Source organism: Mycobacterium sp. E3198 (assembly GCF_001667015.1).
GTDB lineage: Bacteria > Actinomycetota > Actinomycetes > Mycobacteriales > Mycobacteriaceae > Mycobacterium.
On the sequence record NZ_LZIS01000108.1, the window covers coordinates 1 to 21,302 of the forward strand.

At 69.5% G+C, this 21,302-nt stretch carries 24 protein-coding genes; 14 read left to right on the plus strand and 10 right to left on the minus strand.

Annotated elements, in window-relative coordinates; genetic code table 11:
• From A5673_RS12125 to lon, 5 genes are all read right to left on the minus strand, one after another.
• Positions 1–574 (minus strand): endonuclease (locus A5673_RS12125; RefSeq protein WP_231971033.1); only part of this gene is annotated, 574 nt, incomplete at its 3' end.
• A gap of 44 nt (positions 575–618) precedes the next feature.
• Positions 619–951, minus strand: coding sequence for a TfoX/Sxy family protein (locus tag A5673_RS12130; RefSeq protein WP_068231937.1), 333 nt, complete (start codon positions 949–951; stop codon positions 619–621).
• A 99-nt stretch (positions 952–1,050) separates the two neighbouring features.
• Positions 1,051–1,428: a nitroreductase family deazaflavin-dependent oxidoreductase gene (locus A5673_RS12135; protein ID WP_068231939.1), complete on the minus strand. Its 378-nt coding sequence runs from the start codon at positions 1,426–1,428 to the stop codon at positions 1,051–1,053.
• A gap of 103 nt (positions 1,429–1,531) precedes the next feature.
• The gene (locus tag A5673_RS28345) at positions 1,532–2,047 is read right to left on the minus strand and encodes a hypothetical protein (protein ID WP_068231941.1); all 516 of its coding nucleotides are present in this window, start codon (positions 2,045–2,047) and stop codon (positions 1,532–1,534) included.
• Between the two features lie 201 nt (positions 2,048–2,248).
• A complete protein-coding gene (gene lon / locus A5673_RS12145) occupies positions 2,249–4,576 on the minus strand; it encodes an endopeptidase La (RefSeq protein ID WP_068231946.1) in 2,328 nt (775 codons plus the stop codon).
• A gap of 90 nt (positions 4,577–4,666) precedes the next feature.
• Here lon and A5673_RS12150 point away from each other — a divergent pair, with 90 nt between their 5' ends.
• Complete coding sequence (locus tag A5673_RS12150; protein ID WP_068231949.1) at positions 4,667–5,797, plus strand: phytanoyl-CoA dioxygenase family protein; 1,131 nt, start codon at positions 4,667–4,669, stop codon at positions 5,795–5,797.
• Positions 5,798–5,805: 8 nt separating this feature from the next.
• Here the strand turns inward: A5673_RS12150 and A5673_RS12155 are convergent, their stop codons facing one another.
• The gene (locus A5673_RS12155) at positions 5,806–7,080 is read right to left on the minus strand and encodes an alpha-hydroxy acid oxidase (protein WP_156748131.1); all 1,275 of its coding nucleotides are present in this window, start codon (positions 7,078–7,080) and stop codon (positions 5,806–5,808) included.
• Between A5673_RS12155 and A5673_RS12160 the strand changes: the two genes are divergently transcribed.
• A complete protein-coding gene (locus tag A5673_RS12160) occupies positions 7,079–7,510 on the plus strand; it encodes a DUF1810 domain-containing protein (protein WP_068231954.1) in 432 nt (143 codons plus the stop codon). The genes A5673_RS12155 and A5673_RS12160 overlap by 2 nt on opposite strands.
• On the opposite strand, the gene A5673_RS12165 is transcribed toward A5673_RS12160, so the two are convergent.
• From A5673_RS12165 to A5673_RS12175, 3 genes are read right to left on the minus strand one after another with little or no spacing between them, the layout of a single operon-like run.
• Positions 7,496–8,773 carry an alpha-amylase family protein gene (locus A5673_RS12165; protein WP_068231955.1) on the minus strand — a complete coding sequence of 426 codons (1,278 nt, stop codon included), beginning with the start codon at positions 8,771–8,773 and terminating at the stop codon, positions 7,496–7,498. The two genes, A5673_RS12160 and A5673_RS12165, sit on opposite strands and share 15 nt — an antisense overlap.
• Positions 8,774–8,778: 5 nt before the next feature.
• Positions 8,779–9,315 carry an alkyl hydroperoxide reductase gene (locus tag A5673_RS12170; protein WP_068231956.1) on the minus strand — a complete coding sequence of 179 codons (537 nt, stop codon included), beginning with the start codon at positions 9,313–9,315 and terminating at the stop codon, positions 8,779–8,781.
• 9 nt (positions 9,316–9,324) lie between these two features.
• Positions 9,325–9,912: a peroxiredoxin gene (locus tag A5673_RS12175; protein WP_068231957.1), complete on the minus strand. Its 588-nt coding sequence runs from the start codon at positions 9,910–9,912 to the stop codon at positions 9,325–9,327.
• 101 nt (positions 9,913–10,013) lie between these two features.
• Between A5673_RS12175 and A5673_RS12180 the strand changes: the two genes are divergently transcribed.
• From A5673_RS12180 to A5673_RS12195, 4 genes are read left to right on the plus strand one after another with little or no spacing between them, the layout of a single operon-like run.
• Positions 10,014–10,958, plus strand: a complete 945-nt coding sequence (locus tag A5673_RS12180) for a hydrogen peroxide-inducible genes activator (protein ID WP_068231959.1) — start codon at positions 10,014–10,016, stop codon at positions 10,956–10,958.
• A 26-nt stretch (positions 10,959–10,984) separates the two neighbouring features.
• Complete coding sequence (locus A5673_RS12185; protein ID WP_068231967.1) at positions 10,985–11,686, plus strand: EthD domain-containing protein; 702 nt, start codon at positions 10,985–10,987, stop codon at positions 11,684–11,686.
• Positions 11,687–11,695: 9 nt separating this feature from the next.
• The gene (locus tag A5673_RS12190; RefSeq protein ID WP_068231973.1) at positions 11,696–12,139 is read left to right on the plus strand and encodes a TIGR03618 family F420-dependent PPOX class oxidoreductase; all 444 of its coding nucleotides are present in this window, start codon (positions 11,696–11,698) and stop codon (positions 12,137–12,139) included.
• 23 nt (positions 12,140–12,162) lie between these two features.
• Positions 12,163–12,915, plus strand: a complete 753-nt coding sequence (locus A5673_RS12195) for an enoyl-CoA hydratase/isomerase family protein (protein WP_068231978.1) — start codon at positions 12,163–12,165, stop codon at positions 12,913–12,915.
• A gap of 9 nt (positions 12,916–12,924) precedes the next feature.
• Here the strand turns inward: A5673_RS12195 and A5673_RS12200 are convergent, their stop codons facing one another.
• Complete coding sequence (locus A5673_RS12200) at positions 12,925–13,104, minus strand: bacterioferritin-associated ferredoxin (protein WP_066912704.1); 180 nt, start codon at positions 13,102–13,104, stop codon at positions 12,925–12,927.
• A gap of 236 nt (positions 13,105–13,340) precedes the next feature.
• On the opposite strand from A5673_RS12200, the gene bfr reads away from it, so the two are divergent.
• The 8 genes from bfr (at position 13,341) to A5673_RS12240 (ending at position 21,272) form a co-directional block, all read left to right on the plus strand.
• Entirely contained in the window at positions 13,341–13,820 is a 480-nt protein-coding gene (gene bfr, locus A5673_RS12205; RefSeq protein ID WP_068231981.1) for a bacterioferritin, read from the plus strand.
• Positions 13,821–13,896: 76 nt separating this feature from the next.
• Positions 13,897–15,993, plus strand: a complete 2,097-nt coding sequence (locus A5673_RS12210; RefSeq protein WP_068231984.1) for an MDR family MFS transporter — start codon at positions 13,897–13,899, stop codon at positions 15,991–15,993.
• On the plus strand, positions 15,990–16,484 hold the full coding sequence (locus tag A5673_RS12215) for a carboxymuconolactone decarboxylase family protein (RefSeq protein WP_068231987.1): 495 nt from the start codon (positions 15,990–15,992) through the stop codon (positions 16,482–16,484). Before A5673_RS12210 ends, A5673_RS12215 begins: the two co-directional genes overlap by 4 nt.
• Before the next feature lie 111 nt (positions 16,485–16,595).
• The gene (locus A5673_RS12220; protein ID WP_068231991.1) at positions 16,596–17,477 is read left to right on the plus strand and encodes a TIGR03854 family LLM class F420-dependent oxidoreductase; all 882 of its coding nucleotides are present in this window, start codon (positions 16,596–16,598) and stop codon (positions 17,475–17,477) included.
• 22 nt (positions 17,478–17,499) lie between these two features.
• Complete coding sequence (locus A5673_RS12225; protein ID WP_068231994.1) at positions 17,500–18,852, plus strand: glutamine synthetase family protein; 1,353 nt, start codon at positions 17,500–17,502, stop codon at positions 18,850–18,852.
• Positions 18,853–18,863: 11 nt separating this feature from the next.
• Positions 18,864–19,964 (plus strand): amidohydrolase family protein, encoded by a 1,101-nt coding sequence (locus A5673_RS12230; RefSeq protein ID WP_068232060.1) that lies wholly within the window; start codon positions 18,864–18,866, stop codon positions 19,962–19,964.
• A gap of 31 nt (positions 19,965–19,995) precedes the next feature.
• Positions 19,996–20,838 (plus strand): lysophospholipid acyltransferase family protein, encoded by an 843-nt coding sequence (locus A5673_RS12235; RefSeq protein ID WP_068231997.1) that lies wholly within the window; start codon positions 19,996–19,998, stop codon positions 20,836–20,838.
• Complete coding sequence (locus A5673_RS12240; protein ID WP_068232003.1) at positions 20,838–21,272, plus strand: SRPBCC family protein; 435 nt, start codon at positions 20,838–20,840, stop codon at positions 21,270–21,272. The genes A5673_RS12235 and A5673_RS12240 overlap by 1 nt, the downstream gene beginning before the upstream one ends.
• Positions 21,273–21,302: the final 30 nt, after the last annotated feature.

The following is a 21,302-nucleotide window of genomic DNA, read 5'->3' on the forward strand; positions in this document are numbered from 1 at the left end:
GGGAACTGGGTCTGCCCGCCCAGCCGGCGAGGCTGGGTGCCCTTGCGCCGCAAGCCAATGCGCGGCTCGCGGCCGCGATGGCGCGGTCGTCGAAGTGCGGCCGCACCCAAGTCCAGACGTCCTGCACCTCGCGGAGAAAGATGTCGGCGCCGGTATCACCAATTCCCTTGAATTCCTTTAGCATCCGTTTCGCCGCGGCCACATCATGCCCGCTGCGCTCGGCGACGCCGCGCAGATCACCGCCGTAGTCGTCGCGCACGAGCTCGGCCATGTCGGTCAGGCGGGTGGCCGAACTCTCGTCGTAACGCACGTAGTGGGCGCGGCCGAACGCGCTGATCATCGTCTGCCTGCGGGACGCCAAGACCGCTTTCGGGGTGCGCAACCCCGCCTTGAACAGTTCGTGTGCGGCTCGCATCGCGATGGCGGCATCGATCGGCTTGCTGGCCAGCATGCACAGCACCAGCAACTGGAACAGCGGCATCGGCTTGTCCTTGATCTTGATGCCGGCCTCGGCCGCGTAGGTCGTCCCGGCGACCTCGAGCAGCCGTCGCACCCGTTGCTCGCGCTCGCTCATACCGCACCGCTTACCCGGGCCGGCGTGCAATCAACCGGGCGCGGTCATTTCGGCGGCAGGCTGCGGGCGTACCCGGCGCCGCGGGTGACCCAGCCCTGCAGCAGGCGCTTGGTGCGCAGCCCGTCGGCGTCGACGCGTATCCAGCCGCGGGCCTCCCGGCCCGCCATCACCATCGGGCTGACATGGTCGCGCGCCAGCAGCTTGTCGGTGTCGTGCGGCGGCACCCGCACCAACAGGCCGCCCTGGCCGCTCGCGGCCACCGACATGTTGCCGTTGATCAGGAAAGCCAGGCCGCCGAACATGCGCTTCTCCTCGACGCCCCGCTCGGGGCCGAGCAGTTCGCGGATGCGGTCGGCCAGGTCCTCGTCGTAGGCCATTCGCCGACCTTAGCGTGGGAGACCGACAGTCGCCGACCCTGTAATTGCGCAGGCCCTTACTCGAATTACTTCTGCGAATTTACCGGCTCGGTCGCCGGGTCAGTCCAGATCGACCCGAATGGTCAGCAGGTCACTGCCCATCAGCCGCACCACCGCGCTGTTGAGCCGCGGTAGGTTGCCCAGCCGCCGCAGCGGGTCATCGTCGGGCAGCAGGTGGGCCGTTCCGCTGCGCCACCGGCCGCCGATGCGCACCCGAACCGCAGGATTGGCCTGGATATTGCGGACATAGTCCGAATGCTCGCCGTGCTCGGAGACCATCCAGAATTGGTCGTCGACCACGCGCCCGCCGACGGCGGTGCGTCGCGGCTGCCCGCTCTTGCGACCGGTGGTCTCCAGGAGGACCCCGGGCATCTTCCGGCCGACGGGATTGACGAGCAGCCGTTGAACACGATGAACCACTTGCCGTTTCACGCTCACGGACCCATTCAACGCCGAAGCCGCGACGGATGTCACGCGCAACGGCAACAGCCGCCCCCGATGACGGGGGCGGCTGCCGCGTTCCGGCTGTTAGGCACCGGTTTCAGCGGGGGTTTCCGGGCATGCCGGCGCCGCCGTTGACCTGGCCTCCGGCGCCACCCGCGGGCGTGTACGCCTGGAAACCGGCGGACGTGTTGACGCCCCACTGGCCCAGCTGCGGGTTGTACACGACCGGAAGTTGGGTGCCGTCGGGGTCGCCAACCGGCGGAACCCAGGTGGCCGGGAGCCCGTAGCGGCCCGGGTCGTTGTAGTGCCCCGGCGGCGGCGCGCCGCCCTGTCCCGGCGGAAGCGGAGTGCCCGGGCCGTTGCAGTTGGCCCCGGGGCCGAGAGGCGCGCCCGGGTTACAAATCGGCGCGTAAGGTCCCGGCCCATTCTGGCCCGGCCCGTTGTTGCCCGGCACGTTGTTGCCCGGCATGTTCGGGCCCGGCACATTCGGGCCGGGGCCCGGCACGTTCGGGCCGTTCGGATCGGCTTGCGCCAAACCGGCGCCGATTCCGAGCGCCGCGGACCCGAGGGCACCCGCCATCGCCGCAGTTGCTGCAATCTTGTTCAACTTCATCTGAACTCCTTGTCCAGCGATTTGGCTGCCACGCAGGCAGCAGAACAGCACTAATTCGTTGTTCTGTTGGCCCTCAGCCCCTTGATCGGCCGTAGGGTGACCCCCCGAGTCCCCATTACCCGGCCTTGGGCAGACGAAAACGCCCTCGCCCAGATTTATTCGCAGCGAACTTTCAGCCGGCTGGCACGCGATTGGCAGGCGTTAGGCCGCCACCTCGCCCGTGTGAGCTGTGTTCTCCGCAGGCGCCAGCGCCTGCGCGACGATCTCGGCGACGTCGGTCATCGGCTTCACGTCCAGCGCCTCGAGCACCTCGGCGGGTACGTCGTCCAGATCCGGCTCGTTGCGCGACGGGATGAAAACCGTTGACAGTCCGGCACGTTGGGCCGCAAGCAGCTTCTGCTTGACGCCGCCGATCGGCAAGACCCGGCCGTTCAGCGTGACCTCGCCGGTCATGCCGACATCCGACCGCACCTGGCGCCCGGTGGCCATCGACACCAGCGCGGTGACCATGGTGACACCGGCCGACGGGCCGTCCTTGGGCACCGCGCCGGCGGGCACGTGCACGTGGATGCGCCGGTCCAGCGCCGCCGGGTCGACACCCAGTTCGGAAGCGTGCGAGCGAACGTAGGACAGCGCGATCTGCGCCGACTCCTTCATGACATCGCCCAGCTGGCCGGTCAGCTGTAACCCTGGCTCACCGTCGGTGGCGCCCGCCTCGATATAGAGCACGTCGCCACCCAGGCCGGTGACGGCCAGGCCGGTGGCCACGCCCGGCACCGCGGTGCGTTCCGCCGACTCCGGCGTGAACCGCGGACGGCCAAGGTAGTCAACGAGATCCGGCTCGTCGACGGTGATCGGCTCGGGATTCTCCGCCAGCCTGGTGGTCACCTTGCGCAGCGCCTTGGCCAGCAGCCGCTCGAACTGCCGCACGCCCGGTTCGCGGGTGTAATCGGCGGCGATCTTGCGCAGGGCGGCGTCGGTGACGGTGACCTCGTCGGCGCTCAGCGCCGCGCGCTCCGTTTGCCGGGGCAGCAGGTAGTCGCGGGCGATGGCCACCTTGTCGTCCTCGGTGTAGCCGTCGATCTGCACGAGCTCCATGCGGTCCAGCAGCGCCGACGGGATGTTCTCGATCACGTTGGCGGTGGCCAGGAACACCACGTCGGACAGGTCCAGGTCCAGATCCAGGTAGTGGTCGCGGAACGTGTGGTTCTGCGCCGGGTCGAGCACCTCGAGCAGCGCCGCGCTCGGGTCGCCGCGGTAGTCGGAACCCACCTTGTCGATCTCGTCCAGCAGCACAACGGGATTCATCGATCCCGCCTCGCCGATGGCCCGCACGATTCGGCCCGGCAGCGCGCCCACGTAGGTGCGACGGTGCCCGCGGATCTCGGCCTCGTCGCGCACCCCGCCCAGGGCGACGCGCACGAAGTTGCGGCCCAGCGCGCGGGCGACGCTCTCGCCCAGCGACGTCTTGCCGACCCCGGGGGGACCGGCCAGCACCATCACCGCGCCCGAGCCGCGGCCGCCGACGACCTGCAGCCCGCGCTGGGCGCGCCGTGTTCGCACGGCGAGGTATTCGACGATGCGATCCTTGACGTCCTCCAGCCCGTGGTGGTCGGCGTCCAGGACCTCCCGCGCCGCCTTCAGGTCCGTCGAGTCCTCGGTCTTGACGCTCCAGGGCAGGTCCAGCACGGTGTCCAGCCAGGTCCGAATCCAGCCGGATTCCGGGCTCTGGTCGCTGGCGCGTTCCAGCTTGCCGACCTCGCGCAGCGCGGCCTCGCGCACCTTCTCGGGCAGCTCGGCCTGCTCGACGCGGGCCCGGTAGTCGTCGGATCCGTCGGGTTCGCCCTCGCCCAGCTCCTTGCGGATGGCGGCCAGCTGCTGGCGCAGCAGGAACTCCTTCTGCGTCTTCTCCATGCCCTCCCGGACGTCCTCGGCGATCTTGTCGTTGACCTCGACCTCGGCCAGATGCGAGCCGGTCCAGTCGATCAGCACGCGCAGCCGCTCGGCGACGTCGACCGTCTCCAGCAGCTCGCGCTTCTGCACGTCGGTCAGGTACGAGGCGTACCCGGACGTGTCGGCCAGCGCCGACGGGTCGGTCAGGCTGTTGACGTAGTCGACGATCTGCCAGGCCTCGCGCCGCTGCAGCATGGCCAGCAGCAACTTCTTGTACTCGGCGGCCAGCGCCTTGACCTCGTCGGTCGGCTCGGGCTCCGTGGCCTCGGTCACCTCGACCCACAGCGCCGCCCCCGGCCCGGGGGCGCCCGCCCCGATGTGGGCCCTGCGCTCACCGCGCACGACGGCGGCCGTGCCACCGCCGGCGATCCGCCCGACCTGCAGAATTTTCGCGATCACGCCGTGCGTCGCGTACCGGTCGTCCAGCCTGGGGGCGATCAGCAGCTCCCCGGATTCGCTGGCCTGCGCGGCGTCGATCGCCGCCCGCGCGGCGTCGTCCAGCTCGATCGGCACCACCATTCCGGGCAACACGATCGTGCCGGTGAACAACACAGGCACTGACTTGGCTTCAGCCATCAATCCTCCAAAAGTTGAGTCTGATGCGCTTAACCCAGCCCGGCGCCGGTTTGTTCCCCGGCGGGGCTTCGCTGCGGGCATAATCGGTGCGTGGCGCTGTCCCGCCCGGCCGCGACGTCCCGTGACCCGGGCATCCTCGAAGCCGCGGCCAGGGAGCTGGTGGCCGGCGCGATCACGTTCCTCGTCGACGACGACGCGGTCACCTACAGCGTCGACGGCCCGACGATCCGCGTCGACGACGGACCCGCCCCGCACGCCGACGTCGTCGTGCGCCTGTCCCGGCACGCCTGGGACGACATGGTGGACCAGGTCCGCACGGTCATCAACCTGCTGCTGTCCGACGACCTCGTCTTCGAGCGGGGAGGGTTCGAGCGGCTGGCCGACTGGGATCCGGTGCTGCGATACCTCCATGCCGACGTCCCGCCGTACGATCCCGCCCGGGCCGACCTGCGGGGGCGCGACCCACGCGCGGTCTTCACGCTCGACGCCGCCGACGACGAACTGGCGGACCAGCTACGGACGATGGGCTACCTGCATGTCACGGGGGTCTTCGCGCCAGAGGAGATGCGGGCCGCCAACCGCGAGATCGACCGCCTTGCGGCGCAGGCCCGTCCCGGCGACGACCAGTCCTGGTGGGCCACCGCCGAAGACGGCGCCAGCGTGCTGTGCCGACTCGTCTACGCCACGTTGCGCTCACCGGTGCTGGCCGCCCTGGAAAGCGATCCCCGGGTGCGCCGGCTCGGCACGCTCACCGACCCCGCGCTGCGCGCGGCCCCCGATCGGATGGAAGGCAGCGCGGTGTTGCTCAAGGCGCCGGGAAACACCAGCGGGCTGTCCAACATCCCCTGGCACCAGGACTGCGGCATGGGCGGACACGGCATCATGTGTCCGGCGGTCAGCGTCGGCATCCAACTCACGGGCTCGGATTCGTCGACCGGCAACCTGCAGGTGGTCCCGGGCAGCCACGGGCAGGCCATCCATTACCGGTGGGAACGGCGGCTGCGGCAGGTGCCGGTGGTGAGCATCGACACCGCGCCCGGCGACGTCACGGTTCATGTCCAGGACCTGATGCACGCCTCACCGCGCCCGACCGGCGCCGGCGGGCGCCGGACCATGTACGTCACCCACTACCCGCCGCGGCTCTTCGAACACGTCGGGCCCGGCGAGGCCTACAACGACCTGGTGCGCAACCGCACCGAGCAGGTCGCCCGCCTGCAGTAGCGGGGGTGCTACGGCACGGGACCCAGCCGCCGCAGCTGGGTCACGTGCTTGGGCGACAGCTCCTCGAGGCAGGTGACGCCCAGCAGCGCCATCGTCCGTGTGACACCGCTCGACAGGATTTCGATCGCCCGCGTCACGCCCGCCTCGCCGCCCGCCATCAGCCCATAGAGGTAGGCCCGGCCGACCAGCGTGCACCGGGCTCCCAGCGCGATCGCCGCCACGATGTCGGCGCCCGACATGATGCCGGTGTCCACCAGGATCTCGGTGTGGGTGCCCAGCTCGCGCGCGGCCGCGGGCAACAGGTGAAAGGGCACCGGCGCCCGATCCAATTGACGCCCACCGTGATTGGACAACACGATGCCGTCCACGCCGCGGTCGACGACGGCGCGGGCGTCGTCGAGCGTCTGGATCCCCTTGACCACCAGCTTGCCGGGCCATTGCGCCTTGATCCAGTCGAGGTCGTCGAAGGTGAGGCTCGGGTCGAACATCGTGCTGAGGTACTCGCCGACGGTGCCCGACCAGCGGTCCAGCGACGCGAACGCCAGTGGCTCGGTGGTCAACAGGTCGAACCACCACTTCGGGTGGGGTACCGCGTCCAGGACGGTGCGCAGGGTCAGCGTCGGCGGGATGGTCATCCCGTTGCAGTTGTCGCGCAACCGCGCGCCGGCGACCGGGACGTCGACGGTGGCCAGCAGCGTGTCGAAGCCGGCGTCGGCCGCGCGCTGCACCAGCGCCATCGACCGCTCGCGGTCCCGCCACATGTACAGCTGAAACCACTTGCGGCCCTGCGGGACAGCGGTGACCAGATCCTCGATCGCGGTGGTGCCCAGCGTGGACAGCGAGAACGGGATGCCGGCCCTGGCCGCCGCCGCCGCGCCGGCGATCTCGCCCTCGGTGTGCATCAACCGGGTGAAGCCCGTCGGCGCGATCCCGAACGGCAGGACGACCGGCTGCCCCAGGACGTTCCAGCCCGCCGTCACGTGGGAGACGTCGCGCAGGATCGTCGGGTGAAACTCGATGTCGCGAAAGGCCTGTCGCGCCCGGTGGATGGACAGCTCGTCCTCGGCGGCCCCGTCGGTGTAGTCGAACGCCGCCTTGGGGGTGCGGCGTTTGGCGATGCGGCGCAGGTCTTCGATGGTGAACGCGGCGTCCAGGCGGCGCTTGGTCGCGTCGAGCTGCGGCCGTTTGAACTGGAGCAGCGGGGCGAGGTCACGCACTTTGGGCACTCGTCGTCGGACGGCCTTCCGTCTTTTGAATTCCACAGTGTGCAACCGTAGTCGCATGCCGAGCGACCCTTTCGACCTGAAGCGCTTCGTCGATGCGCAGGCCCCGGTGTACCGCACCGTGGTCGAGGAGTTGCGCGCCGGGCGAAAGCGCAGCCATTGGATGTGGTTCGTGTTCCCGCAACTTCGCGGGCTGGGCAGCAGCCCGACGGCCGTCCACTACGGCATCTCCGCACTCGAGGAGGCGCGGGCCTACCTGGCGCACGAGCTGCTCGGGCCCCGGCTGCGCGAGTGCACGCGGCTGGTCAACCAGGTCCGGGACCGTTCCGCGGCAGACATCTTCGGTTCCCCCGACGACCTCAAGCTGTGTTCGTCGATGACGCTGTTTTCCCGCGCCACCGAGGACAACGACGATTTCCTGGCGCTGCTCGACAAGTACTACGGCGGGCGGCAGGACGAGCTGACGATCGCGCGGCTAGGCGGGACTTAAGACGCGCCAGCCGTGCGGTTCGACGACGACGGCGTCCACCACCTCCTGCGGCGGGGCCGCCGACCCGCCCAGCACCCGGCCGCGCGGCACGCCGCACTCCGAAAGCACCAGACGCAGCGGCTCGTCGTCGATGTTGAGCGCGACCAGTAGGGCGTTCTCGCCGCTGCGGGTCTCGTAGACGTAGTGGCGATTGTCCAGCCGCGCCGCGGTGGTCGACGCCGCGTGCAGCCACGGGTGGCGACGGCGCAGCCCGACCAAGAACTGGTGCAACGCCCACATCTCGGTGCCAAACGCATCCACTTCCATTGGGGGCGAACCGAACTCGGGGCGGACCGCGTCGTCACCGCCGTACCGCTCCTCCTTGACGCCGCGGAACCCGAGCTCGTCGCCGGCGTACACGCTGGGCACCCCCCCGACGGTCAGCAGGATCACGAGCGCGTGGGCCACATGTTCGGGCCGCTCCAGCCGGCTGGCGATGCGGGTGACGTCGTGGTTGCCGATGAACGTCATCGGGGCGAAGCTGTCCAGAAACGCGTTGTGCCGCTGCAGCGCCCAGTCCAACTCGAAGAAGTTGCCGTCGTTGAGGCCGCTCCAGATCGCCTTCCACAGCTCGTATTGCGTCGCCGAGTCGAACGTCGCCGCCTCGACGACCGCGGCGTAGTCGCCATGAATGAGCTCGCCGACGAACCAGGCGTCCGGGTGGCGCTCGCGCACCCTCGGTAACGTCGCGGCCCAGAAGCGTTCGGGCACAATGTAGGCCGCGTCCAGGCGCCAGCCGTCGGCGCCGCGCCCGAGCCAGTGCGCCATCACGTCGACGGTGTAGTCGACGACCTCGGGGTTGTCGTGGTTGAGGGTGATGAGCTCCGAGTGGCCCTCGAACGTACCCCCGCTGAACCAGCCGGGCGCCGCCTCGCGGTAGCGCGCGAAATCCACGCCGACGTGGTTGAACACGCCGTCGAGCAGCACGCGCAGGCCGCGGCGATGCGCCTCGGCCACCAGGAAGTCGAAGTCGGCGTCGTCGCCGAGCCGCGGGTCGATGCGGTAGTGGTCGGTGGTGTCGTAACCGTGGGTGCGCGCGGCGAAGATCGGCCCGAGGGCGATCCCGGAGGCCCCCAGCGCGATGGCGTGGTCGAACCAATCGACGAGCCGCCGCAGCCGGTGTTCATCCGGCCGCGGCGGCTCCGGCGACGGGTAGGCGCCGACGAAGCCCAGCGGATAGACCTGCCACCAGATCGCGTGTGCTACCCAGCCCGGCGCCGTCACTGCGATCAGCCGACGGCGGCCGGGGTCTGGGTGGTCACGATCGCCTGTGCCACACCGGAAACGATCGCCGCGGCCCTGAGCGCCTCGTTGATGGTCTCCCGGCTCACGCCCGCCTCGCGCAGCGTGCGTTCGTGCGAAGCCACGCAATCCGGGCAGCCGTTGATCGACGAGACCGCGAAGCACCACAGCTCGAAATTCGCCTTCGCCACGCCCGGGTTGGCGATGATGTTCATCCGCAGCCCGGCCCGCAGGTCGTCGTAGGAGCCGTCGAGAAAGCCGCGGCCACGGTAGAAGACGTTGTTCATGGCCATGATGGACGCGGCTCCCAATGCCGCCTGGTGCGCCTCGGTCGACAGATTGTCGGCCGCCTCGGCGCCAATCTCGGCCAGCACCTGGGCATTCCGCGTGGCCGCGGCGCAGGCCAGCAGGGTGCCCCAGAGTTGCTCGGAGTCCAGCTCGGTGCTGCGGGTGATCGAGCCCAGGTTGAGCTTGAGGTCCTTGGCGTACTCGGGCAGCGCGGCCTTGAGGTTTTCTACGCTCATGTCGCCCTCCTACGCGGAAGCCTTGAGCAGCTCGCCGGCGTCGATGGTCGGGTCGCCCTTGCGCCAGTTGCAGGCGCACAGCTCGTCGGACTGCAGCGCGTCAAGAACGCGCAGCACCTCGTCGACATTACGCCCCACGGATCCGGCGGTCGCCGAGACGAATTGGATTTCGTTGTTCGGATCGACCAGGAAGGTCACCCGGTCGGCGACGCCCTCGTCGTTGAGCACGCCGGTCGCGAGCGCGAGCTCCCGCTTGATGTCCGAGAGCATCGGGAACGGCAACTTCTTCAGGTCCTCGTGCTGCGCGCGCCACTGGAAGTGCACGAACTCGCTGTCGATCGAGACACCGAGGATCTGCGCGTCGCGGTCTTCGAACTCGTCGTTGAGCTTGCCGAACGCCGCGATCTCCGTCGGGCACACGAAGGTAAAGTCCTTGGGCCAGAAGAAAACCACGCGCCACTTTCCCGGGTGATCCTCATTGGTGACGGTGGTGAAGTAGTCGCCGGGCTGCTTGGCATCGACCTTCGACAGATCGCCACCGATCAGCGCGGTGAGCTGGTAGGCGGGGAATTGGTCGCCGATTGTCAGCAGGGACATATCACTCCTTATTTGGAATCACTCAAGATTAGCGGTCTGCCACCATGATGCCGCGCAGCATGTTTGAAGTAAAGGTGATATATCACACTATACTTATTGCTATGTCCGATAAGAGCTATCAGCCAACCCTCGCCGGGCTTCGCGCGTTCGTCGCGGTGGCAGAAAAGCAGCATTTCAGCAGCGCCGCAACGACTCTCGGCGTGAGCCAGTCGACCTTGTCGCAGGCGCTGGCGGCGCTGGAAGCCGGCCTCGGCACGCAGCTGCTCGAGAGGTCGACACGGCGTGTCTTCTTGACGACGGAGGGTGCGCAGCTCCTGCCGCGGGCCCTGGCCGTGGTCGAGGCCGTCGACGCGTTCACCGCCGCCGCCGCGGGCGCAGCCGACCCGCTGGGGGCCGGGGTGCGGCTGGGATTGATACCCACCGTGGCGCCCTACGTGCTGCCGTCGGTGTTGGCCGGCCTGGCCGAGCAACTGCCGTCGCTGACCCTGCGGGTGATCGAGGACCAGACCGAACGGCTGCTGCGGCTGCTGCGCGAGGGGGCGCTGGATGCCGCCCTGACCGCGCTGCCCGTCTCAGAGGCGTCGGCGGTTGGGCTGACCGCCGTCCCGATCTACGACGAAGACTTCGTGCTCGCGCTGCCACCCGGTCACCCCCTCGCGGGCAAGCGCCGGGTGCCGGCGGCCGCGCTGGCCGAACTGCCGCTGCTGCTGCTGGACGAAGGCCACTGCCTACGCGACCAGGCGCTCGACGTCTGTCAGAAGGCGGGTGTGCGGGCGGAGCTCGCCAATACCCGCGCGGCATCGCTGGCGACCGCGGTGCAGTGCGTGACGGGCGGGCTGGGTGTGACGCTCATCCCGCAGAGCGCGGTGCCAGTGGAGGCCGCCCGAAGCCGGCTGGGGCTGGCGCAGTTCGCGACGCCGCGCCCGGGACGACGGATCGGCCTGGTGTTTCGCTCCTCGAGCGGCCGCGACGACTCCTACCGGCAGCTGGCCACGATGATCGGGACGCTGATCAGCCAGGAACACCAGGTACGGCCCGTCAAATAGTGACAGCCCGGCGGTAAGTTCGGCGCATGGAAAAGGTGATCGCGGTGCTGATGCGCTCGGAGCCGGACGACGATTGGTGTGCCCGGCAACGGGGTCACGTCGCCGACGCGCTGTTGGAACTGGGCCTGGTCGGGTTGCAGGTGAACGTGCGCGACGGCGCGGTGCGTCACTCGCTGATGACGCTGACGACGATGGACCCGCCGGCGGCCGCGGTGGTGAGCATGTGGACCCAGCAATGCTATGGCGACCAGATGACGGCGGCGCTCAAATTCCTTGCCCAGGAATGCGAGCAGCTGGCCGCCTACCTGGTGACGGAGTCCGTTCCGCTCGCCGCGCCGCCGACCGAACCGGGTTGCCGCACAACCGGTCTGGCGAACATCGCGCTGCTGCGCCGGCCGGCCGAACTGGACCAGGCCACCTGGCTGGCCCGGTGGCAGGGTGACCACACCTCGGTGGCCATCGAGACCCAGTCGACGTTCGGCTACACCCAGAACTGGGTGGTGCGGGCACTCACCCCGGACGCGCCGGGAATCGCCGGCATCGTCGAGGAGTTGTTTCCCGAGGAAGCGATCACCGACCTGAAGGCGTTCTTCGGTGCCGCCGACGACGACGACCTGCAACACCGGCTCGGCCGGATGGTCGCCAGCACAACTGCATTCGGCGCCAATCAGAACATCGACACGGTGCCGACCAGCCGCTACGTGTTCAGGACACCATTCCGGGATTGAGGATCGCTCATGACAACGCTCGACGAGGCCGTGGCACTGGCCAAGGGAGAAAGCGGACTGGCGGTGGTCTCGACGGTCCGCGCCGACGGGACCGTCCAGGCTTCGCTGGTCAACGTCGGCTTGCTGCCGCATCCGGCGACGGGGGAGCAGGCCCTGGGGTTCACCACCTACGGCAAGGTCAAGCTGGCCAACCTGCGGGCACGCCCGCAGCTGGCCGCCACGTTCAAGAACGGCTGGCAGTGGGCGACCGTCGAGGGGCGCGCCGAGCTGGCCGGCCCGGACGACGCGCAACCCTGGCTGAAAGACGGCGACCAGTTACGGCTGCTGCTCCGCGAGGTGTTCACCGCCGCCGGCGGCACCCACGACGACTGGGACGAATACGACCGCGTGATGTCCAGGGAGGGGCGCGCGGTCGTGCTCATCGCACCGACCCGCGTCTACAGCAACGGCTGAGCCGCACCCGTTAGGCTGCAGCCGTGACGCTGCAGATCGACGACCACAACCGGGTCCGCACCCTGACGCTGAACCGCCCGGAGGCACTCAACGCGTTCAACGAAGCCCTCTATGACGCGACGGCTGACGCGCTGTTGGCCGCCGCAGACGATCCGGAGGTCGCCGTCGTCCTGCTGACCGGCGCGGGCCGCGGCTTCAGCGCGGGCACCGACCTGGCCGAGATGCAGGCACGCATCACCGACCCGGACTTCACGCCGGGCAGGCACGGCTTTCCCGGGCTGATCGGGGCGCTCAGCGCGTTCCCCAAGCCGCTGATCTGCGCCGTCAACGGCGTCGGGGTGGGCATCGGCGCCACCATCCTCGGCTACGCCGACCTGGCGTTCATGTCGTCGGCCGCCCGGCTGAAGTGCCCGTTCACCAGCCTGGGCGTGGCCCCAGAGGCGGCCTCGTCGTATCTGCTGCCGCAGCTGGTGGGCCGGCAAAACGCCGCCTGGCTGTTGATGTCCTCGGAGTGGGTCGACGCCGAGGAGGCGTTGCGGATGGGTCTGGTCTGGCGGGTCTGCGACCCGGAGGAGCTGCTCGGGGAGGCCCGGCGGCACGCGGAAATCCTTGCCGCCCGGCCGATCTCGAGCCTGATGGCCGTCAAACACACGATGATGGAGCCGATACGCCCCGGGATCGCCGCGGCGAGCGCGCGCGAGAACGCGCATTTCGCCGAATTGATGGGCGCCCAGGCCAACGCCGCCGCCCTGGCCGACTTCAACCAAGGCCGCTGAGCGCTGGGCCTACTGAGCCGGCTCGAACTGGCGCGAGGCCGCGATGATCGCGCGCAGCGTGCGCCTGCAGCGCCCGCAGTCACCGCCGGCGCCGCACGCCTCGGCGACCTCCTTGGACGTCGAGGCACCCCTCGCGACGGCGTCGCAGACGGTTTGATTGGTGGCCCCGACACACAGGCACACGTACATCAGCCCACCCCCCGGGGGCGGACACAGGCCGAGCGAACGAGCCGCATGTTAGTGAAGTCTAGCCTAAGTAGGTTAGCGATGCCTAAGCCTTGGCGCGTGACTCACGCGACACACTGAGCACAGCCATACCTTCCTGGAAGATTCCAAATTCGCATGGCAAAGTGCTGCTAGAGCCCGGTGCTTCAGCCCAGCCGCCGCGGCCGTAAAGCACAGCCTTCACACCGTAGGGAGCGATCATGCAAGGCGATCCGGACGTTCTGCGCCTGCTCAACGAGCAGCTGACCAGCGAGCTCACCGCGATCAACCAGTACTTCCTGCACTCCAAGATGCAGGAAAACTGGGGCTTCACCGAGCTGGCCGAAAAGACCCGCGAAGAGTCCTTCGACGAGATGCGGCACGCGGAGGAGATCACCGATCGCATCCTGCTGCTCGACGGGTTGCCCAACTACCAGCGACTCTTCTCGTTGCGCATCGGCCAGACGCTGCGCGAGCAGTTCGAGGCCGACCTGGCCATCGAATACGAGGTGCTGGACCGGCTCAAGCCGGGCATCATCATGTGCCGCGAGAAGCAGGACAGCACCAGCGCGAACATCCTGGAAAAGATCGTGGCCGACGAGGAAAAGCACGTCGACTACCTCGAGACCCAGCTGGAGTTGATGGAAAAGCTCGGCGAGGAGCTGTACTCCGCGCAGTGCGTGTCGCGGCCGCCGAGCTGACCCTTCGGGGTAGCGCTTGGTTGCCATCGGTTAACCCTGGGCATTCATAGGCATCCAACGCCCAGGGAAGGCAGGCATGACGCGCACGACGCCAGCGGCGGTTCCGACCGGCCACTCCGCCGACCCCGGACCCAGCGACGTCGCGGTCAAGCCGCAGCGACGCAATTTCATCTTCGTGGCGGTGTTGCTCGGCATGCTGATGGCCGCGCTGGACCAGACGATTGTGGCGACGGCGCTGCCGACCATCGTCGCCAATCTGGGCGGGGCCGGCCATCAGTCCTGGGTGGTCACCAGCTACCTGCTGGCGTCGACCATCATCACGGCCCTGGTGGGCAAGTTCGGCGACCTGTTCGGGCGCAAGAGGGTGTTCCAGGCGGCGGTGGTGTTCTTCGTCTCCGGGTCGGTGCTCTGCGGGCTGTCGACGTCGATGGGCATGCTGGTGGCGTCGCGCGCGCTGCAGGGCATCGGCGGCGGCGGGCTCATGGTCACCGCCATGGCGCTCATCGGCGAGGTGATCCCGCTGCGCGACCGCGGCCGCTACCAGGGCGCGATGGGTGCGGTGTTCGGCGTCACCACCGTGATCGGCCCCCTGCTCGGCGGCTACTTCACCGACCACTTCACCTGGCGCTGGGCGTTCTGGATCAACGTCCCGATTTCGGTCGTCGTCTTCTTCGTGGCGGCCGCCGCCATCCCGGCGCTGGCCGACCGCACCAAACCGGTGATCGACTACACCGGCATCGTGCTCGTCGGCCTGGGCGCCGCCGGCCTGACGCTGGCCACCAGCTGGGGTGGAACCACCTACCCGTGGGGGTCGCCCACGATCATCGGGCTGTTCGCCGCCTCCGCCGCCGCGCTGACCGCCTTCGCCTGGGTGGAAAGCCGCGCCGCCGCGCCGATTCTGCCGACGCGGCTGTTCGGCAGCCCGGTCTTCACGGTGTGCTGCGTGCTGTCCTTCGTTGTCGGGTTCGCGATGCTGGGCGCGCTGACGTTCCTGCCGACCTACATGCAGTTCGTCGACGGCGTCTCGGCGACCACGTCGGGCCTGCGCACGCTGCCGATGGTGGTGGGGATGCTGACCACCTCGATGGGCAGCGGCGCCCTGGTCGGCCGCACGGGCCGATACAAGGTCTTTCCCGTCGCCGGCACCGCGGTGATGGCGGCGGGATTCTTCCTGATGTCGCGCATGGAGCCGTCGACCTCGGCCCTGCTGCAGTCGCTGTTTCTCGTGATCCTCGGAGCGGGGATCGGGATGTGCATGCAGACCCTGATCCTCATCGTCCAGAACACCTCCAGTTTCGACGACCTCGGCGTCGCCACGTCGGGGGTGACCTTCTTCCGGACGATCGGAAGTTCTTTCGGCGCGGCGATATTCGGTTCGCTGTTCACCAACTTCCTGCACGGCCGCATCGGGCCGGCCATGGCCGCCAGCCGCGCGCCGGCCGCCGCCGCCGCGTCGCCCGAGGCCTTGCACCGGCTGCCGCACGCGGTGGCGGCCCCGATCGTGGCCGCCTACGCCGACTCGCTCACGCGCGTATTCCTCTGGGCGGTGCCGGTCGCGTTGGCCGGGTTTGTGCTGGCGTTGTTCCTGCGCGAGGTGCCGCTGCGGGGGATCGGCAACCAGCGTGGCGACATCGGCGAGGCGTTCGCCATGCCGACGAGCCAGACGCCCGACGAGATGCTGGAAACCGCGATCGGCCGGCTGCTGCGGGGGGCTCCCGGCATGCGGCTGCGCAGCATCGCCATGCGACCCGACTGCCGGCTCGACGTGGCCGGGCTGTGGGGCGTCCTGCGCATCAACCGCTACCGGCAGATGTACGGCGCGGCGCGGATCACCGACATGGGCGACTATTTGCAGATCCCCTTCGAGGTGCTCGAGCCCACCTTCGCGCGCCTCGTGGCCACCGGCTACGTCCGGCTCGACGGCGACGAAATGTGGCTGACCCCCGCGGGGGCACAGCAGGTCGATTACGTGCAGTCGCTGCTGCTGGCCTGGCTGGTGGACAAGCTGGAGCGCTCGCCGGGCTTCGAGGGCCGGCCCGACCGGCGACAGGTCCGGGCCGCGCTCGAACGCGTCGCGCATCGGGTTCTGGCCCAACGCGATTGGCCTGACGAGCAGCCGACGATGGCCATCACGACGTCGAATCCGGGGGTGGGGCGTACCATCTCGCCATGAGCCGAATCGGAACGTTCGCTGACGACGACATCTACAGCTGGGCCGCGAAGTCGCCTGACCTCGGCGGCGCGATCGCCAACTTCAGCCAGGCGGTCTACACCAAGAACCGCCTGCCCATGCGCACCCGCGAGCTGGCCCGGGCGGTCATCGCCCACGACAACGAATGCACCGTGTGCATGAACACCCGCGACGCCGACGGGCCCGCCGCGGGCGTCGACGAAGAGCTCTACGAGCACGCGCTCGAGTGGCGTACCTGGCCGGGGTACAGCGAGCAGGAGCGCCTGGCCGCCGAGTTCGCGCACCGGTTCGGCACCGAGCACACCAAGCTGCGCGACGACGAAGACTTCTGGAGCCGGTGCAACGAGCATTTCTCCGAGGAGCTGCTGGCCGACCTCGCGATGTCGTGCGCCCTGTGGGTCGGCATGGGCCGCATGCTCAGGACCCTCGACATCGGCCAGTCCTGCAAGCTCACGCTGCCCAGCCGCGCCTGACCCGCCGCGCCCGCAAGACCACATCGCCATTAGGCCGCGACACATAAACGTCTGCGACGACACGCCGAAAAACGTCGCAGCCCTTTATATTTCGCGGGCACGGAGAACAACGTGAAGATTCGCTTCGGCGTCGGGCTGGGCGCCGATACGGCGCCGGATCGGCTGGCCGGCATCGTCGACCACCTGGAGAGCAGCGGCGTGGACTCGCTGTGGTTCTCCGAACTCGTGTACTCCCCGGCGGTCGACCCGATGGTCGGCATGGCCTACACGCTGGCCCGGACGACCCGGTTGAAGGCGGGCACGTCGGTGACCGTGCTGCCCGGGCGGCATCCGGTGCTGGTGGCCAAACAGCTGGCCTCGCTGGCGGCCCTCGCGCCCAAGCGGGTGTTGCCGGTCTTCGGTCTGCGCCCGGCCATTCCGGCCGAGCGTGAGGTGTTCGTCGTCCCCGCCGGAGAGCGCGCCGCGGTGTTCGACGAGTCCCTGCGCGTGCTGCGCTCGGCGCTGGTCGACGACGCGGCCACCCACCACGGCCGCTTCTTCACCGTCAGCGGGGCCGCGGTCGCCCCGCGGCCGGCGCCGCCGCTCGACATCTGGCTGGGCGGCTCGGCGCCCGCGGCGTTTCGTCGCATCGGGGCACTCGCCGACGGCTGGCTGGGCAGTTTCCTCACCGCGGCCGAGGCGCGCGCGGGGCGCGAGGCGATCGAACGGGCCGCGGCGCAGGCCGGCCGGCGCATCGAGGCCGATCACTTCGGCATTTCGCTGGCCGTCGCCGACGGCGAGTTGCCCGCGGAGCTCGTAGCGGCGGTCCGGCGCCGGCGCCCGGAGGTCGACCCCGGCGCGCTGATCGCCGCGGGCTGGGATCGGTTGCACCGGCAACTCGACGCCTACATCGACGCCGGGCTGACGAAGTTCGTCATCCGGCCCGCGGGTAAGCAGCCGCTCGACGCCTTCATCGAGCGGTTCGTCGCCGAGCTAATCGCCCGCCAGAACTGATCGAGTTGCCACAATGGCAGCCATGACCGCCACCCCCCTCGCCGCCGCCGCGATCGCGCAACTCGAGGCCGAAGGCGTCGACACGGTGATCGGCACCGTCGTGAACGCCGCCGGGCTCACCCAAGCCAAGACGGTCCCCATCCGCAAGACCAACACGTTCGCCGACCCCGGCCTGGGGGCCAGCCCGTCGTGGCATGCCTTCGCCATCGACCAGAGCGGCATCGCGTTCACCGACGACGTCGGGGTGGTCGGCGACCAGCGCCTGCGCCTCGACCTGGCGGCGTTGCGGATGATCGGCGACGGGCTGGCCTGGGCGCCCGCCTCGTTCTTCGAGCAGGACGGCACCCCCGTCGCGGCGTGCGGCCGGGGAACGCTGGGCCGAATCGAGGCCGCCCTCGCCGAAGCCGGCCTCGAGGCGGCGATCGGCCACGAAATCGAATTCCTTCTCGTCGACCCCGACGGCGGCCGGCTGCCGGCCGTGCTGTGGGCGCAGTACGGCCTGGCGGGCGTGCTGGAACACGAGGCGTTCGTGCGCGACGTCAACGCCGCGGCCACGGCGGCGGGCGTCGGGATCGAGCAATTCCATCCCGAGTACGGCGCCAACCAGTTCGAGATCTCGTTGTCGCCGCTGCCGCCGGTGGCCGCCGCCGACCAGCTCGCCCTGACCCGGCTCATCATCGGACGCGCCGCCCGCCGCCACGGGCTGCGCGTCAGCCTGTCACCGGCGCCGTTCGCGGGCAGCGTGGGATCCGGTGCGCATCAGCACTTTTCGCTCACGAAGGCAGAGGGACCGCTGTTCTCCGGCGGAACGGGCACCGCGGGCATGACCCCCGAGGGGGAGAGCGCCGTCGCCGGGGTCATCAGCGGGCTCCCGCAAGCCCAGGGCATCCTGTGCGGTTCGATCGTGTCCGGCCTGCGGATGCGGCCCGGCAACTGGGCCGGGGCATACGCATGCTGGGGCACCGAGAACCGCGAGGCGGCGGTGCGATTCGTCAAAGGCGGCCCCGGCACCCCGCGCGGGGCCAACGTCGAAGTCAAGATCGTCGACCCGTCGGCCAACCCCTACCTCGCGTCGGCGGCCATTCTCGGCCTCGCGCTGGACGGGATCAAGCGCCAGGCGGCGCTCCCCCCGGAGATCAAGGTGGATCCGGCCAAGCTCTCGGATGCGGATCGCGACGGCGCGGGCATCGTGCTGCTGCCGGACTCCCAGTCGGAAGCCATTGCCGCCCTTGATGCTTCGGCGCTGCTGCGTGGCATCGTGGGCGACGCAGCGGTCGACATGGCGGTCGCCGTCCGCCGCCTCGAGCAGGACCGCTACGGCGACCTCGATCCGGAGCACCTGGCGGACAAGTTCCGCATGGCCTGGAGCCTGTGACGGGCTTCGCGATGGTCTCCGCCCTGGCGCAACACATCGACGAGGTCGCCCTGATCGACCAGCACGCGCACGGATGCTGGGTGACGGCGGGGGACCGGCCGCGGTTCGAGAACGCCCTCAACGAGGCCAATACCGATCCGCTGGTGGACACGGGCTTCGACTCCCAGCTCGGTTTCGCCGTGCGCGCCCATTGCGCGCCGCTGTTGGACCTGCCCGAACACGTTGAGCCGCAAGCCTACTGGGAACGGCGTCGGCAACTCGACGAGCCCGAGCTGGCGCGCCTGTTCCTGCCCGCCGCCAAGGTGAGCGACTGGCTGATCGACACCGGGATCGGCGCCGATACGGCCGGCACCGCCGAGATGGCCGATTGGTCCGGCAACCGCGCCCACGAGGTGGTCCGGCTCGAGCAGGTCGCCGAGCAGGCCGCGGCGGCGCCGGGTGACTACGCCTCGGCGTTCGAGGAGATCCTGCACCGGCGCGCGGCCACGGCCGTCGGCACCAAGTCCATCCTGGCCTACCGCGGTGGGTTCGACGGGGACCTGAGCGAGCCGTCGCCCGCGCAGGTGGCCGAGTCCGCCGGGCGGTGGCGCGACGGCGGCGGCACCCGACTGCGGGACCGGGTGCTGTTGCGTTTCGGGCTGCATCAGGCGCTGCGCCTCGGCAAGCCGCTGCAATTCCACGTCGGCTTCGGCGACCGGGACTGCGATCTGCGCAAGGCCAATCCGCTTTTGCTGCTCGACTTTTTGCGGCGCTCCGGCGAGACGCCGATCGTGCTGCTGCACTGCTACCCCTACGAGCGCGAGGCCGGATACCTCGCGCAGGCCTTCAACAACGTCTACCTCGACGGCGGGTTGAGCGTGAACTACTTGGGAGCGCGCGCCCCGGCGTTCATCGCCCGCCTGCTGGAGATGGCGCCGTTCCGCCGGATCCTGTACTCGTCGGACGGGTACGGCCCGGCGGAACTGCACTTTCTCGGTGCGGCCCTGTGGCGCAAGGGGATTCGCCGCGTGCTGGGCGAATTCGTTGCCGACGGGGACTGGAGCGAGCCCGACGCCATCCGGGTGGTCGACCTGATCGCCCACCAGAACGCGGCCCGCATCTACGGCGTTTGACTGCCGGCGGCACCGGGGTATACCCGCGGTTATGCCGAGCCTTGGGGGCGTTTTGGGGTGGGCCCGCGAACAAGTCGTGTCGCGGGTCCCCAAAGCCGACCTCGATCAGCGCGATCCGGACTACATCCGCGACCAGCTGCCGGGCACCTGGTTGCTGGCGTCGCTGTACTTCCGCGCGGACGTGCGGGGCCTGGACAGGATTCCGCCGGAAGGGCCGGTGCTGCTGGTCGGCAACCACAGCGGCGGCAACGTGCCACCGGACACGTTCGTCTTCACGCTCGCGTTCTGCTCCTACTTCGGCGTCGAGCGGCCCTTCTACCAACTCGCCCACAACCTCGTCGTCTCCGCGCCGCCGCTGGGCTGGCTGCGCAAATTCGGCACCGTCGCCGCCAACCCCGAGAACGCGCGGCTGGCATTGGAGTCCGGGGCGGCGCTGCTCGTGTACCCCGGGGGTGACTACGAGGTCTTCCGCCCGTCGTGGGAACGCCACAAGGTCGACTTCGGCGGGCGCATGGGCTATGTGCGGCTGGCCCGCGAGACCGGCGTGCCGATCGTCCCCGTCGCCAGCGTCGGCGGCCAGGAGAGCGCGCTGTTCCTCAACCGCGGGCAGTGGCTGGCCAAGCTGCTGATGGCGGACAAGCTGTTGCGGCTCAAGAGCATTCCGATATCGCTGGCGCTGCCGTGGGGCATCAACGTCAGCGACCTGGCCGGGCACATCCCGCTGCCGACGAAGATCGTCATCGAGGTGCAGGAACCGATCGACGCCGACGGCTCGGATCTTGAGGACCAGGCCGTGCACGACAAGGTGATGGCCAGCCTGCAGGGCGGCGTCGATCGCCTGGCCGCCGAACGCCGATTCCCGGTGATCGGCTGATGCGCGTCGAGCGCCGCTGCGTGATCAACGCCGACCGCGACGCGGTCTGGAAGATCGTCAGCGATCCCGACTGCTACCCGTCGTTCATGACGAGCCTCGAGCGTTGGGAGCCCTCGAACGACCAACCCGCCGGCGTCGGCGCGCGCTACACCGTGCACTGGAAGATCGGTTCGGTGCCGGTCGGCGGCCTGATCGAGGTGGTCGAGTTCGACGACCGGCGCGACCTCGCTTGGGTGGGCATCACCGGGGTCAACCTGCGCGGACGGATCCGGTTGCGCGACGCCGCCGACGGCAAGACCAAAGTGACGTTCCGGCTGTCGTACCAGGCGCCCGGCGGCTTGATCGCCTACATCGCCGACCGCATCGCGGTGCGTCAGGTGGGCCGCAACCTCTCGCAGACCCTGAAGTGCCTCAAGGCGTTGGCCGAGTCCTAGCCCGGCCCGAACGGCCCGCGAGGGTGCGCA

Bases quoted from the DNA above. Each gene is read 5' to 3' on its own strand.
- A5673_RS12130 (WP_068231937.1), bottom strand. From the start codon at position 951: ATGGCCTACGACGAGGACCTGGCCGACCGCATCCGCGAACTGCTCGGC.
- A5673_RS28345 (WP_068231941.1), bottom strand. From the start codon at position 2,047: ATGAAGTTGAACAAGATTGCAGCAACTGCGGCGATGGCGGGTGCCCTC.
- lon (WP_068231946.1), bottom strand. From the start codon at position 4,576: ATGGCTGAAGCCAAGTCAGTGCCTGTGTTGTTCACCGGCACGATCGTG.
- A5673_RS12160 (WP_068231954.1), top strand. From the start codon at position 7,079: ATGCCGAGCGACCCTTTCGACCTGAAGCGCTTCGTCGATGCGCAGGCC.
- A5673_RS12155 (WP_156748131.1), bottom strand. From the start codon at position 7,080: ATGCGACTACGGTTGCACACTGTGGAATTCAAAAGACGGAAGGCCGTC.
- A5673_RS12170 (WP_068231956.1), bottom strand. From the start codon at position 9,315: ATGAGCGTAGAAAACCTCAAGGCCGCGCTGCCCGAGTACGCCAAGGAC.
- A5673_RS12175 (WP_068231957.1), bottom strand. From the start codon at position 9,912: ATGTCCCTGCTGACAATCGGCGACCAATTCCCCGCCTACCAGCTCACC.
- A5673_RS12180 (WP_068231959.1), top strand. From the start codon at position 10,014: ATGTCCGATAAGAGCTATCAGCCAACCCTCGCCGGGCTTCGCGCGTTC.
- A5673_RS12185 (WP_068231967.1), top strand. From the start codon at position 10,985: ATGGAAAAGGTGATCGCGGTGCTGATGCGCTCGGAGCCGGACGACGAT.
- A5673_RS12190 (WP_068231973.1), top strand. From the start codon at position 11,696: ATGACAACGCTCGACGAGGCCGTGGCACTGGCCAAGGGAGAAAGCGGA.
- A5673_RS12200 (WP_066912704.1), bottom strand. From the start codon at position 13,104: ATGTACGTGTGCCTGTGTGTCGGGGCCACCAATCAAACCGTCTGCGAC.
- bfr (WP_068231981.1), top strand. From the start codon at position 13,341: ATGCAAGGCGATCCGGACGTTCTGCGCCTGCTCAACGAGCAGCTGACC.
- A5673_RS12210 (WP_068231984.1), top strand. From the start codon at position 13,897: ATGACGCGCACGACGCCAGCGGCGGTTCCGACCGGCCACTCCGCCGAC.
- A5673_RS12215 (WP_068231987.1), top strand. From the start codon at position 15,990: ATGAGCCGAATCGGAACGTTCGCTGACGACGACATCTACAGCTGGGCC.
- A5673_RS12225 (WP_068231994.1), top strand. From the start codon at position 17,500: ATGACCGCCACCCCCCTCGCCGCCGCCGCGATCGCGCAACTCGAGGCC.
- A5673_RS12230 (WP_068232060.1), top strand. From the start codon at position 18,864: ATGGTCTCCGCCCTGGCGCAACACATCGACGAGGTCGCCCTGATCGAC.
- A5673_RS12235 (WP_068231997.1), top strand. From the start codon at position 19,996: ATGCCGAGCCTTGGGGGCGTTTTGGGGTGGGCCCGCGAACAAGTCGTG.
- A5673_RS12240 (WP_068232003.1), top strand. From the start codon at position 20,838: ATGCGCGTCGAGCGCCGCTGCGTGATCAACGCCGACCGCGACGCGGTC.